Annotated in this window: 28 protein-coding genes and 1 pseudogene; 13 read left to right on the top strand and 16 right to left on the bottom strand. The window is 69.1% G+C overall.

All coding sequences use genetic code 11. From position 1 onward, the window contains the following. Positions 1 to 269: 269 nt before the first annotated feature. Positions 270 to 461 (top strand): annotated as a pseudogene (locus ACSHXC_RS08670) (CorA family divalent cation transporter); the annotation flags it as partial. Between the two features lie 441 nt (positions 462 to 902). On the opposite strand, the gene ACSHXC_RS08675 reads toward ACSHXC_RS08670, so the two are convergent. The 6 genes from ACSHXC_RS08675 to ACSHXC_RS08700 form a co-directional block, all read right to left on the bottom strand. Beyond that, positions 903 to 1334: a hypothetical protein gene (locus ACSHXC_RS08675; RefSeq protein WP_438291021.1), complete on the bottom strand. Its 432-nt coding sequence runs from the start codon at positions 1332 to 1334 to the stop codon at positions 903 to 905. Between the two features lie 667 nt (positions 1335 to 2001). Next, the gene (locus tag ACSHXC_RS08680) at positions 2002 to 2361 is read right to left on the bottom strand and encodes an ANTAR domain-containing protein (RefSeq protein WP_438291022.1); all 360 of its coding nucleotides are present in this window, start codon (positions 2359 to 2361) and stop codon (positions 2002 to 2004) included. A gap of 317 nt (positions 2362 to 2678) precedes the next feature. Continuing rightward, positions 2679 to 2927: a hypothetical protein gene (locus ACSHXC_RS08685; protein WP_438291023.1), complete on the bottom strand. Its 249-nt coding sequence runs from the start codon at positions 2925 to 2927 to the stop codon at positions 2679 to 2681. Beyond that, entirely contained in the window at positions 2924 to 3217 is a 294-nt protein-coding gene (locus ACSHXC_RS08690; protein WP_438291024.1) for a DUF5994 family protein, read from the bottom strand. Before ACSHXC_RS08690 ends, ACSHXC_RS08685 begins: the two co-directional genes overlap by 4 nt. A 445-nt stretch (positions 3218 to 3662) precedes the next feature. Further along, entirely contained in the window at positions 3663 to 3830 is a 168-nt protein-coding gene (locus ACSHXC_RS08695; protein ID WP_344374667.1) for a hypothetical protein, read from the bottom strand. A 34-nt stretch (positions 3831 to 3864) separates the two neighbouring features. Then, positions 3865 to 4221 carry a PRC-barrel domain-containing protein gene (locus ACSHXC_RS08700; protein ID WP_438291025.1) on the bottom strand — a complete coding sequence of 119 codons (357 nt, stop codon included), beginning with the start codon at positions 4219 to 4221 and terminating at the stop codon, positions 3865 to 3867. A 306-nt stretch (positions 4222 to 4527) separates the two neighbouring features. Here ACSHXC_RS08700 and ACSHXC_RS08705 point away from each other — a divergent pair, with 306 nt between their 5' ends. From ACSHXC_RS08705 to ACSHXC_RS08720, 4 genes are all read left to right on the top strand, one after another. Then, positions 4528 to 4695, top strand: a complete 168-nt coding sequence (locus tag ACSHXC_RS08705) for a hydrophobic protein (RefSeq protein ID WP_438291026.1) — start codon at positions 4528 to 4530, stop codon at positions 4693 to 4695. Between the two features lie 91 nt (positions 4696 to 4786). Beyond that, a complete protein-coding gene (locus ACSHXC_RS08710; RefSeq protein ID WP_438291027.1) occupies positions 4787 to 4960 on the top strand; it encodes a CsbD family protein in 174 nt (57 codons plus the stop codon). Positions 4961 to 5012: 52 nt separating this feature from the next. Then, positions 5013 to 5375 carry a PRC-barrel domain-containing protein gene (locus ACSHXC_RS08715; RefSeq protein WP_344374661.1) on the top strand — a complete coding sequence of 121 codons (363 nt, stop codon included), beginning with the start codon at positions 5013 to 5015 and terminating at the stop codon, positions 5373 to 5375. A 314-nt stretch (positions 5376 to 5689) separates the two neighbouring features. Further along, positions 5690 to 6538, top strand: a complete 849-nt coding sequence (locus tag ACSHXC_RS08720; RefSeq protein WP_438291028.1) for a hypothetical protein — start codon at positions 5690 to 5692, stop codon at positions 6536 to 6538. 160 nt (positions 6539 to 6698) lie between these two features. Here ACSHXC_RS08720 and ACSHXC_RS08725 read toward each other — a convergent pair whose 3' ends face one another. The 3 genes from ACSHXC_RS08725 to ACSHXC_RS08735 form a co-directional block, all read right to left on the bottom strand. Then, positions 6699 to 7103, bottom strand: coding sequence for a DUF1003 domain-containing protein (locus ACSHXC_RS08725; RefSeq protein ID WP_438291029.1), 405 nt, complete (start codon positions 7101 to 7103; stop codon positions 6699 to 6701). Between the two features lie 199 nt (positions 7104 to 7302). Continuing rightward, positions 7303 to 7713, bottom strand: a complete 411-nt coding sequence (locus ACSHXC_RS08730) for an ANTAR domain-containing protein (RefSeq protein WP_438291030.1) — start codon at positions 7711 to 7713, stop codon at positions 7303 to 7305. A 17-nt stretch (positions 7714 to 7730) separates the two neighbouring features. After that, the gene (locus tag ACSHXC_RS08735; protein ID WP_438291031.1) at positions 7731 to 8000 is read right to left on the bottom strand and encodes a hypothetical protein; all 270 of its coding nucleotides are present in this window, start codon (positions 7998 to 8000) and stop codon (positions 7731 to 7733) included. A gap of 332 nt (positions 8001 to 8332) precedes the next feature. Between ACSHXC_RS08735 and ACSHXC_RS08740 the strand changes: the two genes are divergently transcribed. The 3 genes from ACSHXC_RS08740 (at position 8333) to ACSHXC_RS08750 (ending at position 9568) form a co-directional block, all read left to right on the top strand. Then, on the top strand, positions 8333 to 8539 hold the full coding sequence (locus ACSHXC_RS08740) for a hypothetical protein (protein ID WP_438291032.1): 207 nt from the start codon (positions 8333 to 8335) through the stop codon (positions 8537 to 8539). Positions 8540 to 8662: 123 nt separating this feature from the next. Next, on the top strand, positions 8663 to 8833 hold the full coding sequence (locus tag ACSHXC_RS08745; RefSeq protein ID WP_438291033.1) for a hydrophobic protein: 171 nt from the start codon (positions 8663 to 8665) through the stop codon (positions 8831 to 8833). 138 nt (positions 8834 to 8971) lie between these two features. Continuing rightward, positions 8972 to 9568 carry a hypothetical protein gene (locus ACSHXC_RS08750; RefSeq protein ID WP_438291034.1) on the top strand — a complete coding sequence of 199 codons (597 nt, stop codon included), beginning with the start codon at positions 8972 to 8974 and terminating at the stop codon, positions 9566 to 9568. 454 nt (positions 9569 to 10022) lie between these two features. On the opposite strand, the gene ACSHXC_RS08755 is transcribed toward ACSHXC_RS08750, so the two are convergent. The 7 genes from ACSHXC_RS08755 to ACSHXC_RS08785 all read right to left on the bottom strand — a co-directional run bounded on the left by ACSHXC_RS08755 (position 10023) and on the right by ACSHXC_RS08785 (position 16106). Next, positions 10023 to 11087: a fatty acid desaturase family protein gene (locus ACSHXC_RS08755; RefSeq protein ID WP_438291035.1), complete on the bottom strand. Its 1065-nt coding sequence runs from the start codon at positions 11085 to 11087 to the stop codon at positions 10023 to 10025. Between the two features lie 17 nt (positions 11088 to 11104). Beyond that, positions 11105 to 12193, bottom strand: a complete 1089-nt coding sequence (locus ACSHXC_RS08760) for a ferredoxin reductase (protein WP_438291036.1) — start codon at positions 12191 to 12193, stop codon at positions 11105 to 11107. 389 nt (positions 12194 to 12582) lie between these two features. After that, complete coding sequence (locus ACSHXC_RS08765) at positions 12583 to 13974, bottom strand: diacylglycerol/lipid kinase family protein (protein WP_438291037.1); 1392 nt, start codon at positions 13972 to 13974, stop codon at positions 12583 to 12585. 149 nt (positions 13975 to 14123) lie between these two features. Further along, a complete protein-coding gene (locus ACSHXC_RS08770) occupies positions 14124 to 14552 on the bottom strand; it encodes an STAS domain-containing protein (RefSeq protein ID WP_438291038.1) in 429 nt (142 codons plus the stop codon). Between the two features lie 370 nt (positions 14553 to 14922). Next, a complete protein-coding gene (locus tag ACSHXC_RS08775) occupies positions 14923 to 15195 on the bottom strand; it encodes a hypothetical protein (RefSeq protein ID WP_398877286.1) in 273 nt (90 codons plus the stop codon). 111 nt (positions 15196 to 15306) lie between these two features. Beyond that, positions 15307 to 15528: a hypothetical protein gene (locus ACSHXC_RS08780; RefSeq protein ID WP_438291039.1), complete on the bottom strand. Its 222-nt coding sequence runs from the start codon at positions 15526 to 15528 to the stop codon at positions 15307 to 15309. 5 nt (positions 15529 to 15533) lie between these two features. Beyond that, entirely contained in the window at positions 15534 to 16106 is a 573-nt protein-coding gene (locus ACSHXC_RS08785; RefSeq protein WP_438291040.1) for a DUF5994 family protein, read from the bottom strand. 318 nt (positions 16107 to 16424) lie between these two features. Between ACSHXC_RS08785 and ACSHXC_RS08790 the strand changes: the two genes are divergently transcribed. From ACSHXC_RS08790 to ACSHXC_RS08810, 5 genes are all read left to right on the top strand, one after another. Next, a complete protein-coding gene (locus tag ACSHXC_RS08790; protein ID WP_438291041.1) occupies positions 16425 to 16907 on the top strand; it encodes a DUF5994 family protein in 483 nt (160 codons plus the stop codon). A 288-nt stretch (positions 16908 to 17195) separates the two neighbouring features. Further along, complete coding sequence (locus ACSHXC_RS08795; protein ID WP_438291042.1) at positions 17196 to 17333, top strand: hypothetical protein; 138 nt, start codon at positions 17196 to 17198, stop codon at positions 17331 to 17333. Positions 17334 to 17903: 570 nt separating this feature from the next. Next, positions 17904 to 18353, top strand: coding sequence for an STAS domain-containing protein (locus ACSHXC_RS08800; protein WP_438291043.1), 450 nt, complete (start codon positions 17904 to 17906; stop codon positions 18351 to 18353). Then, complete coding sequence (locus ACSHXC_RS08805) at positions 18350 to 19015, top strand: hypothetical protein (protein WP_438291044.1); 666 nt, start codon at positions 18350 to 18352, stop codon at positions 19013 to 19015. The genes ACSHXC_RS08800 and ACSHXC_RS08805 overlap by 4 nt, the downstream gene beginning before the upstream one ends. Next, a complete protein-coding gene (locus tag ACSHXC_RS08810) occupies positions 19012 to 19761 on the top strand; it encodes an ANTAR domain-containing protein (RefSeq protein ID WP_438291046.1) in 750 nt (249 codons plus the stop codon). Before ACSHXC_RS08805 ends, ACSHXC_RS08810 begins: the two co-directional genes overlap by 4 nt. Positions 19762 to 19788 lie beyond the last annotated feature (27 nt).

The raw sequence follows: 19788 nt of genomic DNA on the forward strand, positions 1-19788 counted from the left end.
ACCCCGTAGCGGACGCCCGCCGATTTGGTTACGCCGTGTTTCACAGGGGACCCGCTTGAGGTGCTTGGGTGCAACAATGTTTGCAGGCTTCTGCAGAGCTGCCGCAGCGGCCTTCCTGGGGAGAATCTGGGGAGTTTCCGCGCCGCTGGGGAGCGCATGGGGAGAATCAGCTACATAAAACCGCGCGAAGCTGAAAGCCCCTGAAATACCTTCCCGCGCAGGCCAGAGGGCACGCCAGAGACAAATCCCCAGGTCAACGAGATGCACCAGAGGATTTCAAGAAGATCTCGTCGTGGGCGGCGATTCTGTTTGCACCCACGTTGGTGGGAACGATCTACGGGATGAACTTCGAGAACATGCCGGAGCTGAAGTGGGCGGCCGGGTATCCGTTCGCGATTCTGCTGATGGCTGGGGTGTGCGTCAGCTTGTACTTCATCTTCAAGCGGCGGCATTGGCTGTAGCCGGGAGCGCGAGCACGTTGATAAATTTTGCAAATGCGAACATTATCGAGGATGCCTTCAGGCCCTCTGGGGAGAATGCGCGGCGCTGGGGAGCGAGGCGGCGGGTAGTCCGGCGTGCGACAACCCGCTGCTCGGCTTGCTCTGTCCACTGTTCCCATCGCGCACCGTCACTGACGGTGTTGACTGGGGTTCGGGGGCAAACACTCATAGGGGAGGGCTCATTGGAACCGAGAAGTGCCGCGGCAGCGGGGAAGGTTCGCCGGCGGCCTGCTCATGGGTGAGATGCAGTCCCGGGTGCCGACTGCTGACGCGGCCGGCGGCCTCGCGCAGGACGCGCCCCCCCCCGCTCATCGCCGGTCGGCCTCGTTCACCGATGTCGAGGCGGAGGAAGGCGGCTTCATGTCGGAACAACAGGGACAGCCCCGTCCTCTTGCCGTCCCGCTATCTCATGCCGGGGTCCACACCGTCTGCTTCGCGGGGCCGCTCGGTGCCCGGATTGTGTGCGAGGCCGTCCGGTTTCTCAGCGGTCCATTCACCGAGGGGGAGGACCAGGGCCCGCAAGGCGGTTGGGCCTGGCTGCCGTTCGATCTCTCCGATGTCCTGCCAGCCCCAGGAGCGGAAGGCGTCGTACACAACCTGGTTCGTCTGGTTCAGCAGGGTGGCGCCGAGGGAGGCTTGGTGATCGGCGAGCAGCCGCTTCTGCAGATGGCGGGCGAGGCCACGGTCACGGTCGTGCGGGTGGACCACGATCTCGGTGATCGCGAAGACGTGACCGGACGCGGTGAGCTGCTCGATGCGTTGTGGCAGTGGTCCGTGGAATCCGCGCCACCAGGTCCCGTCGCGTCGTACGGGGAAGCCGAAGGCGCAGCCCACCAGGGCGGCAGCCTCCCCCCTCCACCGTCGCTTCCGCGGCCATCATGTCGAATCCGGGTTGCCGCACGTCGGCGGCGAGACGGCTCAGGAAGCCCTCCCTGCCGTGGTACTCCTCGCCGGATTCCACTCCGGTGGACTCCACATACAGGTCGGCCAGATCCTGCCGCTGTCCTTCGGCCTGCCAGCGGCTCAGACCGCGCAGGTACACAGCGCCGCCCCTGGACGGCTCGTAGCCTTCCAGCTTCTGCGCCTGCCCCGGGCCTGACCGGGGCATCACAGGCCTCCGCCCGGGCCAAGGGCGGTGTCGACGACGATGGAAAGACAGGGGACGAGCATGGCGGCGCTCCCGATCTGGGCATACATGCGAGAGTGGATCAACGTCCGTTCCGGCGGCCCGAGTTCCGGGCTCGGTCCCGGTCTATTCCGTCGAGGGATGTGCCGGACGGTCCGCTTCCGGCGGGCATCGTGGCCAACTGACGTGCTGCCGCCGGGGTCTGGGACGTCTCTTCAGCAGCATAGCCCCGGAACGTACGGGCGGCGGAGCGGAGCTCCTGGGTTTGAGGACCGGGCTCTGGGCTACCCGCCCGATGTCCGACAGGCATGCCGGGACGAAGGGCGCCGGCGGGTTGAAGACACAGCCCCCGGCGTCGCCGCACCGCAAGCGGCCTCACGCCCGCTCCGCCGACCGACAGCGGCGCAGCGCGAGGCGCAGTGGGCGGCGCAGCGCAGTGGGAAGCGGCTCGCCCTCCGCAGTGGCGACCAGGGCGGTCGCCACATCACGGAGCTTGACGTTGCAGTGCTGCGACACGTCCACCAGCACGTCCCATGCCTTGCCACACGAACACGGAGCGAGAGCCATCACCATGCCGCGCGCCTGGTCGATCGCTGCGCGGCTGTCCAGTGCCCGGCGCAACTGGGCACACTGGACACGTAGTTCGATGACTTCCACAGTCAGCGCGGCGTCCCCCGTCGAGGTGAGGGACACGGCGGAATGCTGTTCCTCGTGGATCGTGATCGCCTCGTGCACGGTGCACCCCCTGGCGCGGTCACCTGTGAAGCTCGCGGTCCCGGTAGCCACGGAAACCGGAATCGTCACCGCGGTCCCACCACGATCACGGCGGGCCTCCCGGACGTGGACCGGATCATCGCTGCCGGGGACTGATGCTGCCGCGGACTGGGGCCTCGCCCAACAGCGTAGCTCTGCCCCATGGTGGCGGACACCTACCGATGTCGGCTCGCCATCTGTTCAGACCTCGATGACCCGCCCCCTCGTACGTCAACACCTCGGTACTGCTTGGGCGTTGACGGGGTACTTGGCCCGGAGGTGACCGGCGGGGTGCGGTGTCAGGTGCGGATGCGGGTGCGGCCGCGCGCCCTTCGGCGAAGGCGGTGGTGCGGGCGCAGTCGTCCGCGGCCGCCTTCACGGTGGTCGCGCCGCGCAGGGTGGCCGACCGGGTCGGTGAGTTCCGGCAGTAGGCGGCCGTACCACAAGGCGGAGGGACGCTGGTTGAGCTGTGCGTTGCGCAGATGGATCACGAATGCCTCCAATGCGATCAGTCCAAGGATCGCCACCGTGGTGACGAAGGTGGTCATGGGGCGCACCTGGCTGCCGGGTCGGCTGCCTTCGGAACGTGCACCGCAGGTGCGAGGGCGAGGCAGTGCCCACCATCACGCGTCCGCTCCGTCTCGCCCTCGTCCAATGCCGCGGCCAGGGGCGGGAGTTCGAGGGAGAGGTCGCGCATGCAGGGCCACCACGCGTCGTCGAGAGGGCCGAGGGTTCTGTCTGCCGGAGTGAGGGCCAGGCGGGCCTGTGGCGGGGATGTACCTGCGGAAGTGGCCGACAAGGGCCTGGTGGTGGTCAAACGGTCGAGGGTCGTCGTCATGGCGCGGACCCGTCCCCGGGCACGTGGTCCACGTGCCCGGCCCGGTGGTTCGCCGGGAACGGCACCAGCATGAACGCCAACGCGCGAGAAGCTCTCGGTGCTTTGAGACTACTCCGCGCACCGTCGTCTGCGGGCGGGCGCGGGCCTCCCGGTTTCCCCGGCGGGGCAGCCCCGCACCCACCAAACTGGTCCCGCCAGCAGGGCAACAAAACGCCGAGTATCCACGAGCCGAACCGCTGGTTGTCACACCCGGCGGGGGCTACCTACCAGTAGTGCCTTCGGCCGCTGGACCACCAGGAGTGGTCACACGCAGCATCCGCTCCGTCCCGCTCTGCTTCATCCAGGAAGTCGGCGCCTGGCTCATTTCCGGGCAGCCCCACCGGCATCGAGCTGCCCGTGGACCGGCCCGGATCGACATCGGAAAGAGTCGGGGCCGTGCGTATGGTCAGCGCACCCGGCCTCGGCCGGAGCGCCGCCAGCGCACGGCGAGATGGACCAGCGCGCCGACGAACACCACGATCGCGATGAACAGCAGATACAGCAGTCCATGCGCGAGCACGCCGATGACGCCGAGCACAATCGCCGCGATGACCAGGAGCAGGAAGAAGACCATGACGCAAATGCCTCCTCGGCCGATGCCAGGCGTTCTATCGGCGGGCGAGCTGCCGCTCACCGCCGGCACCGGGTTGGTAGGTCAGGCCGTAGTGCGCGAAGACCGCCGCTTCGTCCTCGGCGGGCAGCACGTCGTCCGTGCCGATCGCCGGGCACTTCTTCACCAGCGCCTTTTCGTAGGCGACCTTCACATAGCCCGGCCCAACGACCGCGTCGTCCAGGGGTACGAAGACCAGGCGGTGCCGCGTGGGCAGACCGACCTGCACCGTGGCCATCGCCGGCTCATCGGTCCGGGTGTCCACATAGACCGCCTCCAACGAGCCGATCCTGTGCCCGTCCGGGTCGACCACGTCCTGAGTACGCCACTCACGGATATCCGCGGGCTGGATCATCCTCAACCCCTACACCCTCGACGGTGACTCCGGGTTCACTACTCAAGTCTGCTACCGCCCGTCCGCCTGCACCATAGGACGGGAAATCAATCGAAGGCGTCCGCCCGGTCCGTCACAGCGCCGGGAGCTGTGCGTCCGCGATGCCGGCGTCGCGGAGCCATTGACAGGGCATGCGGTGCGGCGTTGAGTGGCGGACAGGGCGCTGGGCCATGACGCTCCGGGATTTCCGGGCGCGACCTCCCGCCATTCGCTTCGCCGAGACCCCGCGGAACGCAGAGTGCACTCCTGCGAACCGGAGGTTCGGGCATGCTTCTCTGGATCGTTCTGATCGTGCTGGTCCTGGCGTTGTTCGGGTTCGGCTTCACCCTGCACGTCCTGTGGTACGTCGCCGTGGTGCTGCTGGTTCTGTGGGTCATCGGATTCTTCATGCGCGGCCGTATGGGCTCGGGCCGCTCCGCCGGCAGCCACCGCTAGCCCCCGCCTGCCCGTCCTCGCATCTGCGAGACGGGCAGCCTGCGCCGGGAGACTCCTCCCGGCGCCTCGTCGAACGAGAAGAGGGACCGTCATGGGCCTCGCCGACAAACTCAGGAACAGCGCCCAGTCGCTCACCGGGCGGCTCAAGGAAGGCGCCGGCCGTGCCACCGGAGACAGGCGGCTCAGGAGGAAGGGCCGCCGCGAACAGGTCGGTGGCGACCTGAAGCAGGCCGGGGAGAAGGCCAAGGACGCTTTCCGGGACTGAACACCGATCGAGCGTCCCACTCACCCAGAACTACTCGCGAAGGAGCACCTCCGTGGACGAGAACGTGTGGGTATACCGGCCAGTGGCCGCCTACCAGTCCGGCATGGATCTGACCGGCTTCAAGGTCGAGGCGAGTGACGGCAGCATCGGCAAGGTCGACAAGCACTCCGAGGACGTAGGCGCCGCGTACATCGTCGTCGACACGGGAGCATGGATCTTCGGCAAGGAGGTCCTCCTGCCGGCCGGGATCATCGTCCGCGTCGACCCGAAGGAAAAGAAGATCTACGTCGACCGCACCAAGGACCAGATCAAGAACGCGCCCGAGTTCGACAAGGAGAAGCACCTCGGCAACCCGGACTACCACCAGCAGGTGGGCACCTACTACGCGCACCCGCGTCCGCGACCGATGATGTAGGGCGACCGACCGGCCTCCCCGCCGGAACCGCGCTCTGGGTGCCCGGCTCCACTGGCCGGGCACCTGCCGTCGGCGAGGTCGCGCACATCCTCGCGCGGGGCCCTCTGCCACCTGGCCGAGCATCAGCAATAGCCACCGGCTGCACCACCCGGCAACCGGCCACATGGGCCCCGCAGGGAACAGGGACTGCCGTGTGAACAGCTCGGGGCGTCTCTTGGAGGTGCAGCATGAAGGGAGGTGAGAATTTCAGCTCCCCCGGGTGACAGCTCCAGGAGCTCCACCGCGCTGAGCTTCACAGTCGAGACGGAACGCAGATGCCTGTTCAGAGGTACACGGCACAGGAAATCGTCCGCAAGAACGTGCAGCGGAAGGCCACCGGGATGACCCGCGAGCGGGTGGCGGCGGAGACCAGGACGGCGCAAGGCTGGGAGCGCCGGACCGAGCGGGGTCCGCAGGAGCTGGGAAGGCTGGAGCCGGGGCGGTTGGAGGCGCTGCGGCTGGCGCGGTGGAAGCATACGGAGTGGCGCCGGATCGGCTCTGTGATGACCGAGGAGGCGATGGACCTCTACACGCCGGAGCGTGATTCGAGGGTCCAGGAGATGGAGCTCCGGCGCCTGGAGAGGGTGGCGGCTGAGGCTGCGGAGCAGGAGGGACGGGGGCCGGTCAAGGTCGAGGAGAACCGGGTCTACCGGGTCGTGGCGGAACGCATCAGCGCCTCCCTTCCTGGTGTCTCGTCCATCACCGTGCACCTGGAGGCGCCGTCGGTGGCCGAGGCCGCAATGTTCGCCCTGCGGGAGAATGAACGGGAGGACGGACTGTACGGAGTCGGCCGGTACCGGATCATCCGCGTGGAAGAGGACCTGCTCGGCGCCGATGGCGAGCTGGAGGCACTGCGGGCCTTCGTCCAGCGTGCCGCGCGCTCGGCTCGCGTCCACAGCACCGCGCGCCGCCGGGCCCTGGAGGCGCTCGGGGAAGCCGGGAACCTGTGCAACGCCACCACGGTCCACTCCCCCTCCGGGGTCAGGCTCACCTGCACCCGGGAAGCCGGCCACTACAACCCACAGGACCCACCGGCCCGCGGCCGCCCGGGCGGATGGCACATCGCGGACACCACCACATGGACCGACGACGAAGCGGAGTCCACCCCGCACCGGCCCGCCTGACCCCCGCCCGATGATTCCCGGCTGCCGCCCACCGGTTGGCCCGGAACCGCTTCATCGGCACGACCCTCCGGTTGGGGTGGACCGGAAGATGCAGCGGCTTCGGGCTGTGACCGGCCGCGTTGCAATCCGCCGAGTCTTGCTGCCGGACCGAGGGGACGGGCTACTGCTGCTCGGGTTCCGCCATCAGCCGACGGTGGAGTTCGGCGGTCATCGTGTGGATGGCCCGGGTCAGCTCGGTGTTGGTCTTGAGCTCCAGTTCCTGCTCGACGAAGTCGTGATCGGCTTTGGCCTGCTGGAACTCCGCCTGTCGATTCTGGCCGATCATGACGAACGTAGACAGGAAGATCGCCTCCAGGGACACGACGAGGGTCAGCGTGGGCCACGGGTCGGTCTCCACGAACAGCATCCAGACGGCGAAGCCGACCGCATGGAGATACACGAACACCATTGAGCCTGCGAACTTGGTGATCGCATCAGCGATGCGCAGCTGGATGTCACCGGCACGGCTGGATTGATGGGCGACGACGACCGGGTGGTGCCGCGTCGCGCTGTCGGGTTCACTCATCCGCTCCTGCCCGCTTCCCTGAGTCGGCGCTGCCGCTGTACCTGATGGGGCTGGATGATGTCAGACAGCCTGACGGACATTCCGCCTGTGCTCCTTGAACTGCGCGCAGGATCAGCTGAACTGGTCGTCCCGGTGGGCCGGTTGGACGGTTCACCGGCCGCAGCGGCCAGGCGGCAGCCACGGCGCTGGGCGGGGGCGGTCAGTTCGTCGTTACTGACAGCTCCTGGGGTGCCGGCCGCAGGGCAGACGGCCCCTCATGGCCGCTCGGCGCATGAAGGCGGCGCAGGGCATGACGTAGTGCATGCTGCATGTCCGCGGGCAACGCCTTGTCCTCAGCGGTGGCGACCAGGGCCGCGGCGACATCCCGGAGCTTGACGTTGCAGTGCTGCGACACGTCCACGAGCAGGTCCCAGGCCCTCTCGCCGGAGCACGGCGCCATCACCGTCAGCATGCCTCGCGCCTGGTCGATCGCCGTTCGGCTGTCCAGATCACGGAGCAACTGCTCGGACTGGGCCCGTAGTTCGAGGACTTCCACCACCAGCGCCGCGTCTCCTGCCCAGGTGATGGACGCCGCCCCGAGTTCCTCATGAACCGTGATCTCATCCCGCACGGCGCCCCCTGACACGGTCATCCGTGATGCTCGCGATCCCGGCGGTCCTGGCGGAGCCACCGACCTCGGCGCTGGCGGTCGTACCGGCGCCCCCACCGGTCCTCGCGGTCCCGGTAGTCACGGTAGTTCCGGAACCCGGCATCATCCCCGCGGTCCCATCCGCCGTATCCACCTCGTCCGTAACGGAAGAGGCCGAAGACCACCACAGCGCCGAGCACCCACCACAGGGCATTCACGAATCCGAGACCGAAGAGGGCCATGACCAGAAGAACGAGCAGCACGATCATGGCGGGCCTCCGGACACGAAACGGATCAGCGCAACCGGGGACTGGGGCCTGACTCAACAGCCTAGTCCTGTAGGGAGGTTGCGGATACCCAGCATTGGCGCCTTGACGTCTGTCCAGAGAATACGGGCGGCGCTAGCGTGCGCGGAGCGGCCCAGGACCCCGGCAGCGTCGAGCAGTTACCACGCACCCCCCTTTCCGGAGCGCACCGCGCACATCGGCGCCGACCCTCGCACCATGTTCCCGACGCGGCCTCGATGCGCCTCACCCGGGCGGTACCGGCAGGAGTCCGCTGCCACCGGCCCCCGCGCCATTCCAGACAACAGGCGGTACCCATGTACGCGCTACTGTTCCCCGTTCTGGCTCCCTTCGTCCTGCTCGCCATGCTCATGGGCCTGTCCTGGTGGGAGGATCACCTGCTGCCGTCGGCGACGCCGGAGGAGGCGGCCGCCGAGCCCGTGCGGGCTCCCGCCGTCTTGGTTCCGGACCGCGAACCCGGCCGTATCGCTGTTGCGTTGACAGGGCAGAGCGCGGGGAGTTGACTGGCAGGCACGGCGTCGGGCTATGCCGTTCGGGATTCTCCGGACAGCGCGCCCCCCGTTCTGTTTCGCCCGGACCCCGCGGAGAACAGGGCTTGCAGCCCTGTGACGCAGGGAGGTCCTGCCATGATCGTTCTTCTTCTCCTTCTCTTGCTGGCTCTGGTCCTGCTCGGGTTCGGCTTCACCATGCACGTCCTATGGATCGCCGCAGCCGTCCTGCTGATCTTCTGGATCCTCGGCTTCTCCCGTCACCACCGCAACGGCGGCGGACGCCGCTACGCCTGGAACCGCCGGTAGGCGGAACGGGAGGTCAGCCCCGGGCGGTGTCCACGTTGCGTGGGCGCCCCCCGGCAGGCATGCACACAAGCACTGGTAGGCGGGAGCTGACGGAATGCAGCAGAACACCTTCAGAGCCACACAGCAGAGAGGCACGTCATGTCAATGTTCGCCATCGTGGTGATCGCCGTGGTTGTCATGATCGTGGCCGCAGTCCTCTTCATCGGGTTCGGCCGGCGCGGTGGCGAGCGCGGGCTGAAGCGCCGCTTCGGCCCCGAGTACGGCCGCACCCTGGCCCACCACAACGGCAATGCCGAAGCCGCCGAACAAGAACTGAGCGAACGCGTACGGCAGTACGGATCCCTCAAGGAGCAGCGGCTTCCGCCCGAGGTCCGCGAGCGGTACCTCACCCAATGGGCCCAGATCCAGGAGCTGTTCGCCGAATCTCCGCACAAGGCGGTCGCCGAGGCCGACACGCTCCTGGCCCGACTGGCCGAGGACCGGGGATTCCCGGGCCGGGAGCAGTTCGACGAGCAACTGACCGCGCTCTCCGTCCACCACGCCGACCAAGTCCTCGGCTATCGCGACATGCACACAGCGGTCCGCGGCCGGAGCAGCACCGAAGAGATGCGCGAGGCCATGGTCGAGGCCCGCGGCCTCTTCTCCGCACTGGCCGACGAACAGGCAGCCGACTCGGGCCGACACCGCACGCAGTCCCCCGGCGACCACGGCCAAGCGCCCACCACACACGGCTGACACCAAGCAAAGGGAAGTGGCACGTAATCTGTACGACTCCGAACGCGCGAGGCAACCCGCGGCCGAAGGCCCGGATCTCACCAAGCAGCACGCCCCGCGGACAACTCGACCACAACCGTCCCAGGCGCCAGGCGGACCGTTAACCGGCGCCGCGGGCTCGGAGCAGCGGCTGCTGCCTGCGGGCGAACGGGACAAGCTGGCCGTCCGCCTCCAGCAGGCCGTCAACAACTTCGTCGACAGCCCACGTCATGCGGTGGAGGAGGCCGACGGCACCGTCGACGAGATGGTCACCCTCCTGACGAACGCCCTCCGCGGAACGGCAGCGCACTCTCCGCGCGAACTGGCAGAGCCAGGACACCCAAGCAGAGACCGAGGAACTGCGCGTCGCCCTACAGCAGTACCGCGAGACCGCAGAGCGGCTGCTGGCCATCTGAGCAATCGCGGCCTCTGTGGTTCAGCGGCCCGGTACGGCGAAGCGCAGGATGCGGTTCCAGGTGGAGGCGTACTGCCGCCACAGGGGGCCGGTGGTGTACGGGACGCCGTACTTGTCGCAGAGTTCGCGCACGCGCGGGGCGATCTCGGCGTAGCGGTTGCTGGGCAGGTCGGGGAAGGCGTGGTGCTCGATCTGGTGGCCGAGGTTGCCGCTGAGGACGTGGAAGAGGGGGCCGCCTTCGATGTTGGCCGAGCCTTGGATCTGCCGCAGGTACCAGCCGCCGCGCGTCTCACCGTCGAGGTGTTCCTCGGTGAATGTCCGGACGCCTTCGGGGAAGTGCCCGCAGAAGATGATGGTGTGCGACCAGAGATTGCGCACGGCGTTGGCGGTGAGGTTGCCGAGCAGGCAGGGCAGGGCGGAGGGACCGGCCAGGAGCGGGAAGAGGACGTAGTCCTTGGCGAGTTGCCGGGTCGCCTTGGTCAGGAACCCGGTCAGGTCGGCGCGGAAGGCACGCCAGGACTTGCCACCGGCGGCGACCGCGTCCGGCTCCAGGTCGTACAGCGCGATGCCCCACTCGAAGAGCGGCGCGAGCAGGAAGTTGTAGAGGGGCTGGGCGAGATGGCGCGGCCGCCAGGCCTGGTCGGCGCTCATCCGGAAGACGATGTAGCCGAGGTCGCGGTCACGGCCGACGACATTGGTCCAGGTGTGGTGCAGGTGGTTGTGGGTGCGCTTCCAGGCCCCGGCGGGCGTGAGGAAGTCCCACTCCCAGGTGGCCGAGTGGATCGCCGGGTCGCCCATCCAGTCCCATTGGCCGTGCAGGACGTTGTGGCCCAGCTCCATGTTCTCCAGGATCTTGGCGACGGAGAGCATGGCGGTGCCCGCCACCCACACGGGCGGGAACAGCGAGACGGCGAGAGCCACCCTGCCGCCCGCCTCCAGGCCCCGCTGCGTGGCGATCACGGTACGGACGTAGCGGGCGTCGTCGGCGCCGCGCGCGGCGATGATCTCGGCACGGATCCGGTCGAGTTCCCTGCCGAATTCTTCGTCGAGGGCGGCCTCGGCGATCTCGTTCACGATGAGGGTCACGGGTACTCCTTGCGTGCCTAGGCTTCAAGGGCGAGCGGTCCGGCCGCCGCCGTGACGCAGGTCTGGATCAACTGACCGGCTTGGTCCCGGAGTTCGCCCGTACACAGGTCGCGCAAACGGCCGTACGTGAGCGGGGTGAGACAGCCGAAGCAGATGCCGCGGCGGCATCCGTACGCCATCGGCACGCCCGCCGCCTCACCGACGGCCAGGAGTGGGGTGGACGCGTCGGCGTCGGCTTCGACACCGGTCCGGGTGAACAGGACGCGGCCGCCAGGAGCTTCTGTCGGGCCGGGCTGCGGGAACGGGGCGAGACGGAAGCGTTCCAGGTGGAGCCGGTCGCCGAGGCGTACCCGGTTCCAGTGGTCCTCGATCGCGTCGAGCAGGCCCTGGGGGCCGCAGACCCAGGTTTCGCGCTCGCCCCAGTCGGGACAGAGGCGAGCCACGTCTTCCGGAGTGATCCTGCCGAGCGCGCGGGTGTGGTGTTCGACGTAGGTCAGCCAGGTCAACTTTCCCTGGGTTTCGCGGAGTTCCGGACCGAAGATGCTGTCCGCGGCACTGGGTGCGCTGTGGACCAGTAGGACATCGGGGTGCGGCGGCTGGTGACCCATGAGCGTGCGGAGCATGGCCATGACCGGGGTGATGCCGCTGCCCGCGGTGACCATCAGGATGCGGGGCGGGAGGGGGTCCGGCAGGACGAACTCGCCTTGGGCTGGCCCGAGTCGGAGGATCGCACCCGCACGAGTCCGGTGCACCAGCCTCGGTGAGACCCTGCCGCCGGGCACCGCCTTCACAGTGATCGCCAGGAGTCCGTCCGCCGGGCCCGGTGGGGAGGTGAGCGAGTACGTGCGCCAGTGCCATACGCCGTCCACTTCGACGCCGATCGGGATGTACTGGCCGGCGCGGTGGCCCGACCAGCCGCGGCCGGGCCGGATGGTGAGCGTGGCGGCATCCGCGGTCTCCCGGTGTACCACCACCACGCGCCCCGCCGGATGGCGGCCGCCGAGCAGCGGATCGATCAGACCGAGATAGTCGTCCAGGGCGAGCGGGCTGGTCAGCCAGCGAGCAGCGTCCAGCAGCCTGCCGACCGGGCCCGGTAGCTGAGGCATGCACCGAATCCTCTCGTCGCACTTCACTACGGTGATGCGTACGTCGAGTCGTCCCGGGCCCGGCTGAAGCCACGTAACCACGACCGGATGAATGGATGTTGGGTCGGCAGGCGCATTCCCGCCACGCTCGGTCTGCACCTTCCATCGCGCGCAGCCCGGACGGCAGGACGATCTGCGGAGACGAGCCGGGACTCACCAGACGGAAATGACCGGATGACGATGCCCCACCCCGCAGTCAGCCGCGCCCGGAACCACATCAACTGACACCCTGTAGGCGGCAGTTGGCCCTTCACCCTGCCGAAGGCAACCGGACAGGCTCCGGCGCATAGCCTCCATCTACCTGTGCGCCGCCACCACGCTGTGGCCTTGGGAGTGGGCCGCTACACGCGTCACCGGGGAGTCGGCAGGTAGACGGTGAGCGCACGCGGGGCCTTGCCGAGGATGAGGGTGTCGGAGGCGGGGCTCACTTCGCCGTCCCGGGTGTAGTCGCCCGCCTTGCCCACACCGTCGATGCGCAGTCGGGTCGCGGTGGCTTCCCGGTAGACGCGGGAGCGCGCGAGGGTGCCGGTGAGGAAGGCCGCGACGAGGCGGGTGCGGGCGAAGGGGTGCTTGCCGTCGACGATGCGCAGGTCGAGCAGTCCGTCGTCGAGGCTGCGTCGGTAGGAAGGGGCGAAGCCCGGCGGGTCGTAGCGGCTGTTGCCGGCGAAGAGCAGCCACAGCCGCCGGGGCTGTCCGTCGACACTGACCTCGATGGGCGTGCCGTCAGCGAGGACCCGGAACAGACCCACGGCCAGCGCGGGCCACTTCCCTATGGATGCCTCGCGGGATTCGCGGGCCCGGACGAGTTCGGGGTAGACGCCGATGCTGAAGGTGTTGAGGAAGTACGTGTCGCGGCCGTCACCGGTGATCCTGCCCAGGTCGACGGCTCCGCCGGTGCCCTCCTCCACGGCGTCGGCGGTGTCCTTCAGGGTCGGCAGTCCGAGGTCGGTGGCGAAGTGGTTGAGGGTACCGGCGGGGAACACGGCGAGCGGCAGGTGGCTGTCGGCAGCCAGGACGGCCGCGGCGTTGACCGTGCCGTCGCCGCCGACGACGCCGAGTGCACCGCCACGCGCATGGATGTCCGCGACGGCCTGCTGAAGCACGGTGTGCAGGTCGTCGCCGCTCTCGCAGATCCGCAACTCCGCCTTCGGCAGGAGCGCCCGCAGTTCGACCTCGGCCGGGACGTCGCCGCCGGCATCGCTGTTGACGACCGCGACCAGGCATTCGCCGCCCGGCAGCGCGGGGACGGGCACGTTCGCCCGTGCGGTGTCGGCGGGCTCGTCGCGGCGCAGGGGCCACCAGTGACAGGTCGCCGCCGCGATCCCGGCGCCGATCGTGAAGTCTGCGAGGACGCGGCCGGGAGAGTACGTGCCCGAGCGGGCGCGGGAAACCGCAGCCACCAGCGCGACGGGGACGAGGACGGCGCCCAGTCGGGGCGACTCCAGGGCGGCGGCGGCCGCGAAGGCAGCAGCACCTGCCGTGCGGCCGGACGACAACGCCCCGGTCTGCGGCTGCCGGAGCTGCCCGCTCGTGCCGAGCTCCTGGGCGGAGATGCGGATGGCGGCGCAGGTCAGGACGGACGAGCCGGCGCCGCGCAGAGCGGCTCGGCGGACAGCGCGGCGGCCCGTCAAACCCGTCGCGGCCGCGACGGCCGGACGCAGCACGCTCTGGCGGACGGCACGGCCTACGTACGGCAGTACGCGGTCGACGAATCGCACGTCGCATGTACGGAGGTCTCCCATGCCAGCCGAGTACCCGAGGCGTTGATAAACACTCGGGCCGACCGACGGCATCTACACCCCCGGTCGGGGCGCCCGCGGCGACACCGACAGAGGGGCGGCGGCGCCAGAGGCTTCGGACGGTGCCGTCGACCCACGGGTTGGTGGAGCGTCTAGGCCGCTTCGCGGAGATCCGGGCTGGTCGCCTCGGTAGCCGAAGTCCTGGCCGGCGTGTCGAGAGCGGGAAAGACCTGGAGCAGCCGGATCAGCCCGCTGGTGCCGAGGGCCTCGGCAACGGCGGGGCTCGGGGCGACAAGACGCAGGCTGCCGCCGAAGGACCGGGCCCGGCGGGCGGTGGCGATGATCAGCCCGAGGCCCAGGAGGTCGCAGGAGGTGACGCCCGACAGGTCGAGGACCAACCGGATTCCAGGACCGTGGGACACGCGCAGCAGGCGGTCGCGCAGTCCTGGAACAGTGGCCAGGCCAAGACTTCCCCTGACCACGACGACCACCTGGTCCGCATGAACACCGGTGGGCGCGGGCTGCCCCTCCGGAACGGACACCGGCAGTGACGGCGAGGAGTGGCCGCTCCGTACAGGCACCTGTGTACCCACCGTCTCAGGGGGCGAGCGGAGCGCGTCCGCGGGGATGAGAGAAGTTCTGGCACCTCTGGACACCGTGCGCCTCCTCGGAGCGGATCCTCACGCTGCCGGGGACTGGGGCCGTGCCGACAGCCTAGTCCCGCCCCTGCGCCGCGAACAGCCCAAGCCACGTATCGGCGCTACGGCACGTGAACGTAGAAGGCGATACGGGCCGGCGCCGACCCGATTCGGTGAGACGGGAGCCGACGTCTGCCCAACAGGGTGTGTCGGCCGCGATGTCGCTTCACGTGCGGGCACCGGGGCGACGACCACGACCGTCCACGGCCGAGAGGGGGGTTCCACTGACCACACGCCCTGGCGACGCCTCAGCTCAGCCGCGCTCCTCTTCCTCGGCCTCCATGAGCCGGATTCCTTGGTGGGTCAGCATGACCATCGCGGGGATGTTGCCCGGGTCCCAGTCGACGGTGATCAGGCCCTCACCCGCCAGGTAGGTGCAGGCAGCGGCCAGATCCTGCTCCGGGACCTGGAGGGTGCTGCAGATCATTGCGCCGGTCACGCCGAGCAGGCGATTGCCCTCGGTGGCTTCGTACAGGGCCCGTAGAACCTGCTCACGGTAGGTCTTCCGCTCGCGCAGTGTCGCCATGACCGCGTCCTCTCGTGCGTGGAGTGGTTGGGTGGGCGCCGAGGCGGAAGGCCGACGGGCGGGACGCCTGAGGCGTCCCACTCGCTGCCCCCGATCAGATGGCGGTCTGGGTCATCGGGCTGTGCCGCTGCGGCCGGTGGTGTCGGTCGGTCGACCGGGAGCTGCCGGTGTGTGCCTGTGGTGCTTCCTGCTTCGTCGGCCGACGCCCGGCAGCGCGTCGCCGAAGTGGTAGGACGCGATCCGCGCGTTGTGCTGGGCATTGAGCAGTTGGACGAGGCGCACTCCTATGCCGGTCATGACAACGATCGCCGCGATGAGGAGGATGGTCTCCATGTTCCTCACCTCCACGTGTCCGTGGACGGAGGACCGAACCGGCATCCCATCGGGTACCCGAAGGGGGACATGCACGCCCCGCCTTCGGTCTCCCAGGCGTCTTCCCTACCCCGGGCGTCGACGGCACTGCCGGTCACGGCTTCGGCGGTCAGCAATGCGCCGGCGGTGAGGACGCTCCCCGGGATCGCGGCGGCGGACATCAGCCGAGCCGCGGCGGCGGGCCCGGTCTCCGGCGGAATCACCAGAAGGTCCCAGCGGCCGCCCCTGCGGGAGAGCAGGATCAGTTTGTCGGGGTCCTGCTCGGTGAACCAGCCCACGTGCACGGTGTGCCCGGTGACGGGCACCCTCTGCGGGATCACGGGCCAGTGAGTGGGGTTCACCGTGACGCGAGTGATGCGCCCCCAGGTCTCGTCCAGGGCGTCGAGGAGTGTCGGGAGTTCGGCGTCGAGGTTGCGGGAGCGGGGCCACCAGGCGCCGTCGAGCTGGCCGGCGAGCGTGGTCTTGGGTGTGAGGGACAGCCGCGCCGGAAGCGGTGGAGCAAGGACGCGGACTGCTGTGCTGTCGACGGTGATGGTCATGGCGCGGACCTGCCCCCGGGCCCGTCTGCGACAGCCCGGTGCTTTTGATCGCCGGAAACGACATCCGCATGGGGGCGGGCGTACGAAATGCTCCCGGTTCCCTCACTCTACTCCGGTCCAAGGCTCCCGAAGCGGCGGTGCGACCAGGCATTTTCGGGAGGTGACGGGCAGTCCCGGACGGGCGCTGCCGAGCCTCACGGCAGGCACCGGGGGTACCGTGAATCAAGGGCGGCATTTCACCGGCCACCATCGCGGTGCCGACGTCAGTACGGGCGACGGACCATGTGTCGCCGCACCTCGCGGACAGGCGAACCGATCATGGCTGAATCCGACACCCCCACTCCTGCGAAGCTGCTTCCGGACGCCATTCACCAGGCGGTGAAACCCGGAACGGCCCTCCTCCGGCTGGAGACGACGCAGTCCCGTGAAGGACTCCTGGACGGCGCGTGGTGGCCTCGATCCCGTGACATCGCGGCGGAGCTGCCGGCGCTGGTCAGCGCTCTCACCGAGCACCTCGGCCCCATCACTCGCGTGGGCCTGGACGCCACCGCCTGGAACGAAATCCCGACGCGCCTGGTGATCGACGACCGGGTCGTACACCTCGACTCCTTCCCGGTCGGTGACGACACCGTCCTCATCACCCGCGGTCACAACGACCACTTCGCGCTGCTCGTGGTCCCTCCGCACGCGAGCGTCGAGGCCGCGCGCACCGCCATGGCCCGTGCGGTCCGCGCCGACAACACCGCCCAGGCCGCACAACTCCTCATTGCCACCGCCCCCTCCGAGCAGCCGGCTCCCTGATACCCGCCAAGCCGCTCGGGCCAGAAGTCGAGCGTGTGGCTGGGCCGGTGCTGGCGTAGAGGTGTTGGACGGCCGCGGTGGCGCATGCATATCCGGTGGCGTCCTCGGCTAAGAGGTGTCCGCACCAGACGGCGCCAAGAGTGAAACCCGGCCAGATTCGGTATATGCCAGAGCCATGTTCCCTCGGGGCGAGGAGAGTGGAGACACGGACCCCACGGTCCTCCAACTCCAGGGACTGGCATGATCAACTCGCCCTCACAAGACCAGCGCAGGGCCATCGCAGACATCGTGACCGCGGTACATGACGGCCGGCAATGGCGCATCAGCATCCTGCTCGACCGCTTCGTCAACGAGGCCGACCTGTCCTCCCTCATGGCACTGCGCCAAGCCCTCGCCAACGACGTTGCGCGGCAGCACCCCTGCTGACCCGGGGGCATTCCCGGCTCGTGCCGCAGGCGGCGTCACCGCCCTGGTGCCGATGTTCGCCACGGTGCAGGAGGCGCTCGTCGCGACCCGGTCCGACTGAGCCCCCTCCTCCAGCGGCCCACGGAAGCTGCGCAGTACCACTTTCAAGGCGTATCGGCCCGGTCGGAGCGCGCGGAGCCCCGGACATCGGCGCTGATCAGTCCGGCGCCTCAATTCCCTTGCCCCGACGGCGTATCGGACGTGGCGTTGCCGAAACCGTCGCCGCTCGGGTGTTTCACAGGAACAGTCCTGGCGAGGACAGCCGGGACTATGCTGTTGTGTGGACGTCCCAGACCCCGGCGGACATGTTGCTGCTCCGAACTGAGGCTCGGGGAGCGGACCCTTCGTCCGGTCGCCGGCGCATCTCCTGAAGTGAATCGTGCGGGTCCCGCTTCCGATACAGGGGGTGTTGGGCCAGCCGCCGGTCTGCTTCTGCCGTTAGTACGCCCCTGTCGACAGCGTGCCAAGAGCGGCCGCGAGTCCGGCTCCGCCACTTCGCGTTGCCCGGCGGGTCTACCGAACCGAGGCGTCATGCCCCTGCCCCCGCTGAACATCTACCGCCACGACAGAAGGCAACGGTCGCTGATCACCCTGGCAGGCGAGATCGATCTGGACACCATCCCGCAGGTGCGCGAGGCTCTAGAACAGTGCCTGCGCGACGGCATCCGTACAATCGACGTCGACCTCACCCCGCTCACCTTCTGCGACGTGAGCGGGCTCAATGCCTTCCTCTACGCGGCGCAGCGGACCACCTCGCTCGGCGGATCCCTGCGGCTGCACCATCCGCCACCCATGCTGGCCTGGATGGTCAGGATCACGAGCACCGAATTCCTCTTCCTGGAGGGTCCGTTCGGACAGCAATCCCCTCCTCCCGGGGACGGCCCCCTCAGCGCGACACCGGTTTCGCCGCCGACGGCGTGCCGCGGAGCACCGCGCCGGCTCGCGTCCTTGGGACCTGCCGTCACGGATGGTGTGCTGTGAGCGGTCGGCCCCGGCCGGAGCAAGCCCACAGGCCCAGGAACGACGACCCGTACCTCATGGCCGCGGTGCGGCTGCTCCGGGTGAGTCGCTGGCGGGCCCAGGACTTGAGGGAGGACCTGGCGGATCTCTACACGGAGTCCTGCGAGGCGACGATCCGCGAGACGTACCGCAGCCTCCGACGGACGGGGTTCCTGCGTCGCCTCGCCGCCGACATCCGGCGACCGGGGTTCGCCCTCGTGATCGCGGAGACCGACTGCCTGGTGGGGTGCGCCTTCGGATTCCCCGTTCCAAGCGACGGCCGGTGGTGGTTCGGGTTCGACGGGACGCTCCCGTACGACGTGGAGCAACTCACCGCCTCCGGCGATGTCTTCGCAATCTCCAAGATCCTGGTCCGGCCGCACCCCGCGGGTCAGGAGTTGGCCTGCCGACTGCAAGAACGGCTCCTGACCGGCCGCCGGGCATCGCTCGGCGCGGCTTTGGTGGACCCGGCCGACCTGCCGACCCTCGCCAGCCTCCGGGCCGGAGGCTGGCAGGACATCGGAACCGTGTGGCACCCGACCGGTCCACCGCTGCTCCGGGCCCTGATTCTCCGCTTCGCGGAACGAACCTTCGTACGGCCGACGAAACCTCCGCACCCCAGCTGGACCCGGAGGACTGCGTGACGCCCGACAGCCGGTCGTCCCGGATCCAGGCGCTCGTCGCCCAGCAGGCGGCCCTGCGCGATGCTCGGGTCGGGGTCGTGGACGTGTGCACCGCTGCGGTCGCCACGCTGCCGGTCAGCGGCGCCGGCCTGTCCGCGATGTTCCCGAACACGGCCAGCCATCCACTGTGCAGCACCGACGAGATCAGCGAACGGCTTGAGGAACTCCAGCTCACCCTGGGTGAGGGACCGTGCGTGGATGCCTTCGCCCACGGCTCGGCGATCCTGACGCCCGACCTGCTCACCAGTGAACTCCAGGACTGCTGGCCGGTGTTCGCTGACGCGGCTCTGGAAGCGGGCGCGCGGGCGGTCTTCGCGCTCCCCCTGCAGATCGGGGCGATCAGCCCGGGGGTCCTTGACCTGTACGCCGGCGTGCCGGTCGAGCTGAGCACCGATGCGCTCGCCGACGCCCTGGCCTTCGCCGACACCGCGACGCTGCTCCTGCTCGACGCCCGGATCGACGAGTCCGGCGATACGGGGCCCGTGGGGCGCCGTGGCGACCTGGGCGCGTACCGGGCCGAGATCGACCAGGCCACCGGCGTGCTCACGGTGCAGCTCGGCGTCGGGATCGAGGAGGCGTTCATACGGCTGCGCGCGCACGCCTTCGCCCACGGACACCGGCTCGCCGACGTGGCCTCCGACATAGTCGCCCACCGCCTGCTCTTCTCCCCGGACATGGAGCCGAAGCAGACCGAGGAGGGCCGATGAGGACGACCGGTTCCCTCGCACGGTCCA

The sequence above is a fragment of the Streptomyces sp. HUAS TT7 genome, assembly GCF_051550175.1.
Taxonomy (GTDB): Bacteria; Actinomycetota; Actinomycetes; order Streptomycetales; family Streptomycetaceae; genus Streptomyces.

Bases quoted from the DNA above. Each gene is read 5' to 3' on its own strand.
- ACSHXC_RS08690 (WP_438291024.1), bottom strand. From the start codon at position 3,217: ATGACGACGACCCTCGACCGTTTGACCACCACCAGGCCCTTGTCGGCC.
- ACSHXC_RS08685 (WP_438291023.1), bottom strand. From the start codon at position 2,927: ATGACCACCTTCGTCACCACGGTGGCGATCCTTGGACTGATCGCATTG.
- ACSHXC_RS08700 (WP_438291025.1), bottom strand. From the start codon at position 4,221: ATGATCCAGCCCGCGGATATCCGTGAGTGGCGTACTCAGGACGTGGTC.
- ACSHXC_RS08710 (WP_438291027.1), top strand. From the start codon at position 4,787: ATGGGCCTCGCCGACAAACTCAGGAACAGCGCCCAGTCGCTCACCGGG.
- ACSHXC_RS08745 (WP_438291033.1), top strand. From the start codon at position 8,663: ATGATCGTTCTTCTTCTCCTTCTCTTGCTGGCTCTGGTCCTGCTCGGG.
- ACSHXC_RS08705 (WP_438291026.1), top strand. From the start codon at position 4,528: ATGCTTCTCTGGATCGTTCTGATCGTGCTGGTCCTGGCGTTGTTCGGG.
- ACSHXC_RS08775 (WP_398877286.1), bottom strand. From the start codon at position 15,195: ATGGCGACACTGCGCGAGCGGAAGACCTACCGTGAGCAGGTTCTACGG.
- ACSHXC_RS08750 (WP_438291034.1), top strand. From the start codon at position 8,972: ATGTCAATGTTCGCCATCGTGGTGATCGCCGTGGTTGTCATGATCGTG.
- ACSHXC_RS08780 (WP_438291039.1), bottom strand. From the start codon at position 15,528: ATGGAGACCATCCTCCTCATCGCGGCGATCGTTGTCATGACCGGCATA.
- ACSHXC_RS08740 (WP_438291032.1), top strand. From the start codon at position 8,333: ATGTACGCGCTACTGTTCCCCGTTCTGGCTCCCTTCGTCCTGCTCGCC.
- ACSHXC_RS08735 (WP_438291031.1), bottom strand. From the start codon at position 8,000: ATGATCGTGCTGCTCGTTCTTCTGGTCATGGCCCTCTTCGGTCTCGGA.
- ACSHXC_RS08720 (WP_438291028.1), top strand. From the start codon at position 5,690: ATGCCTGTTCAGAGGTACACGGCACAGGAAATCGTCCGCAAGAACGTG.
- ACSHXC_RS08760 (WP_438291036.1), bottom strand. From the start codon at position 12,193: ATGCCTCAGCTACCGGGCCCGGTCGGCAGGCTGCTGGACGCTGCTCGC.
- ACSHXC_RS08725 (WP_438291029.1), bottom strand. From the start codon at position 7,103: ATGAGTGAACCCGACAGCGCGACGCGGCACCACCCGGTCGTCGTCGCC.
- ACSHXC_RS08785 (WP_438291040.1), bottom strand. From the start codon at position 16,106: ATGACCATCACCGTCGACAGCACAGCAGTCCGCGTCCTTGCTCCACCG.
- ACSHXC_RS08790 (WP_438291041.1), top strand. From the start codon at position 16,425: ATGGCTGAATCCGACACCCCCACTCCTGCGAAGCTGCTTCCGGACGCC.
- ACSHXC_RS08765 (WP_438291037.1), bottom strand. From the start codon at position 13,974: ATGGGAGACCTCCGTACATGCGACGTGCGATTCGTCGACCGCGTACTG.
- ACSHXC_RS08695 (WP_344374667.1), bottom strand. From the start codon at position 3,830: ATGGTCTTCTTCCTGCTCCTGGTCATCGCGGCGATTGTGCTCGGCGTC.
- ACSHXC_RS08800 (WP_438291043.1), top strand. From the start codon at position 17,904: ATGCCCCTGCCCCCGCTGAACATCTACCGCCACGACAGAAGGCAACGG.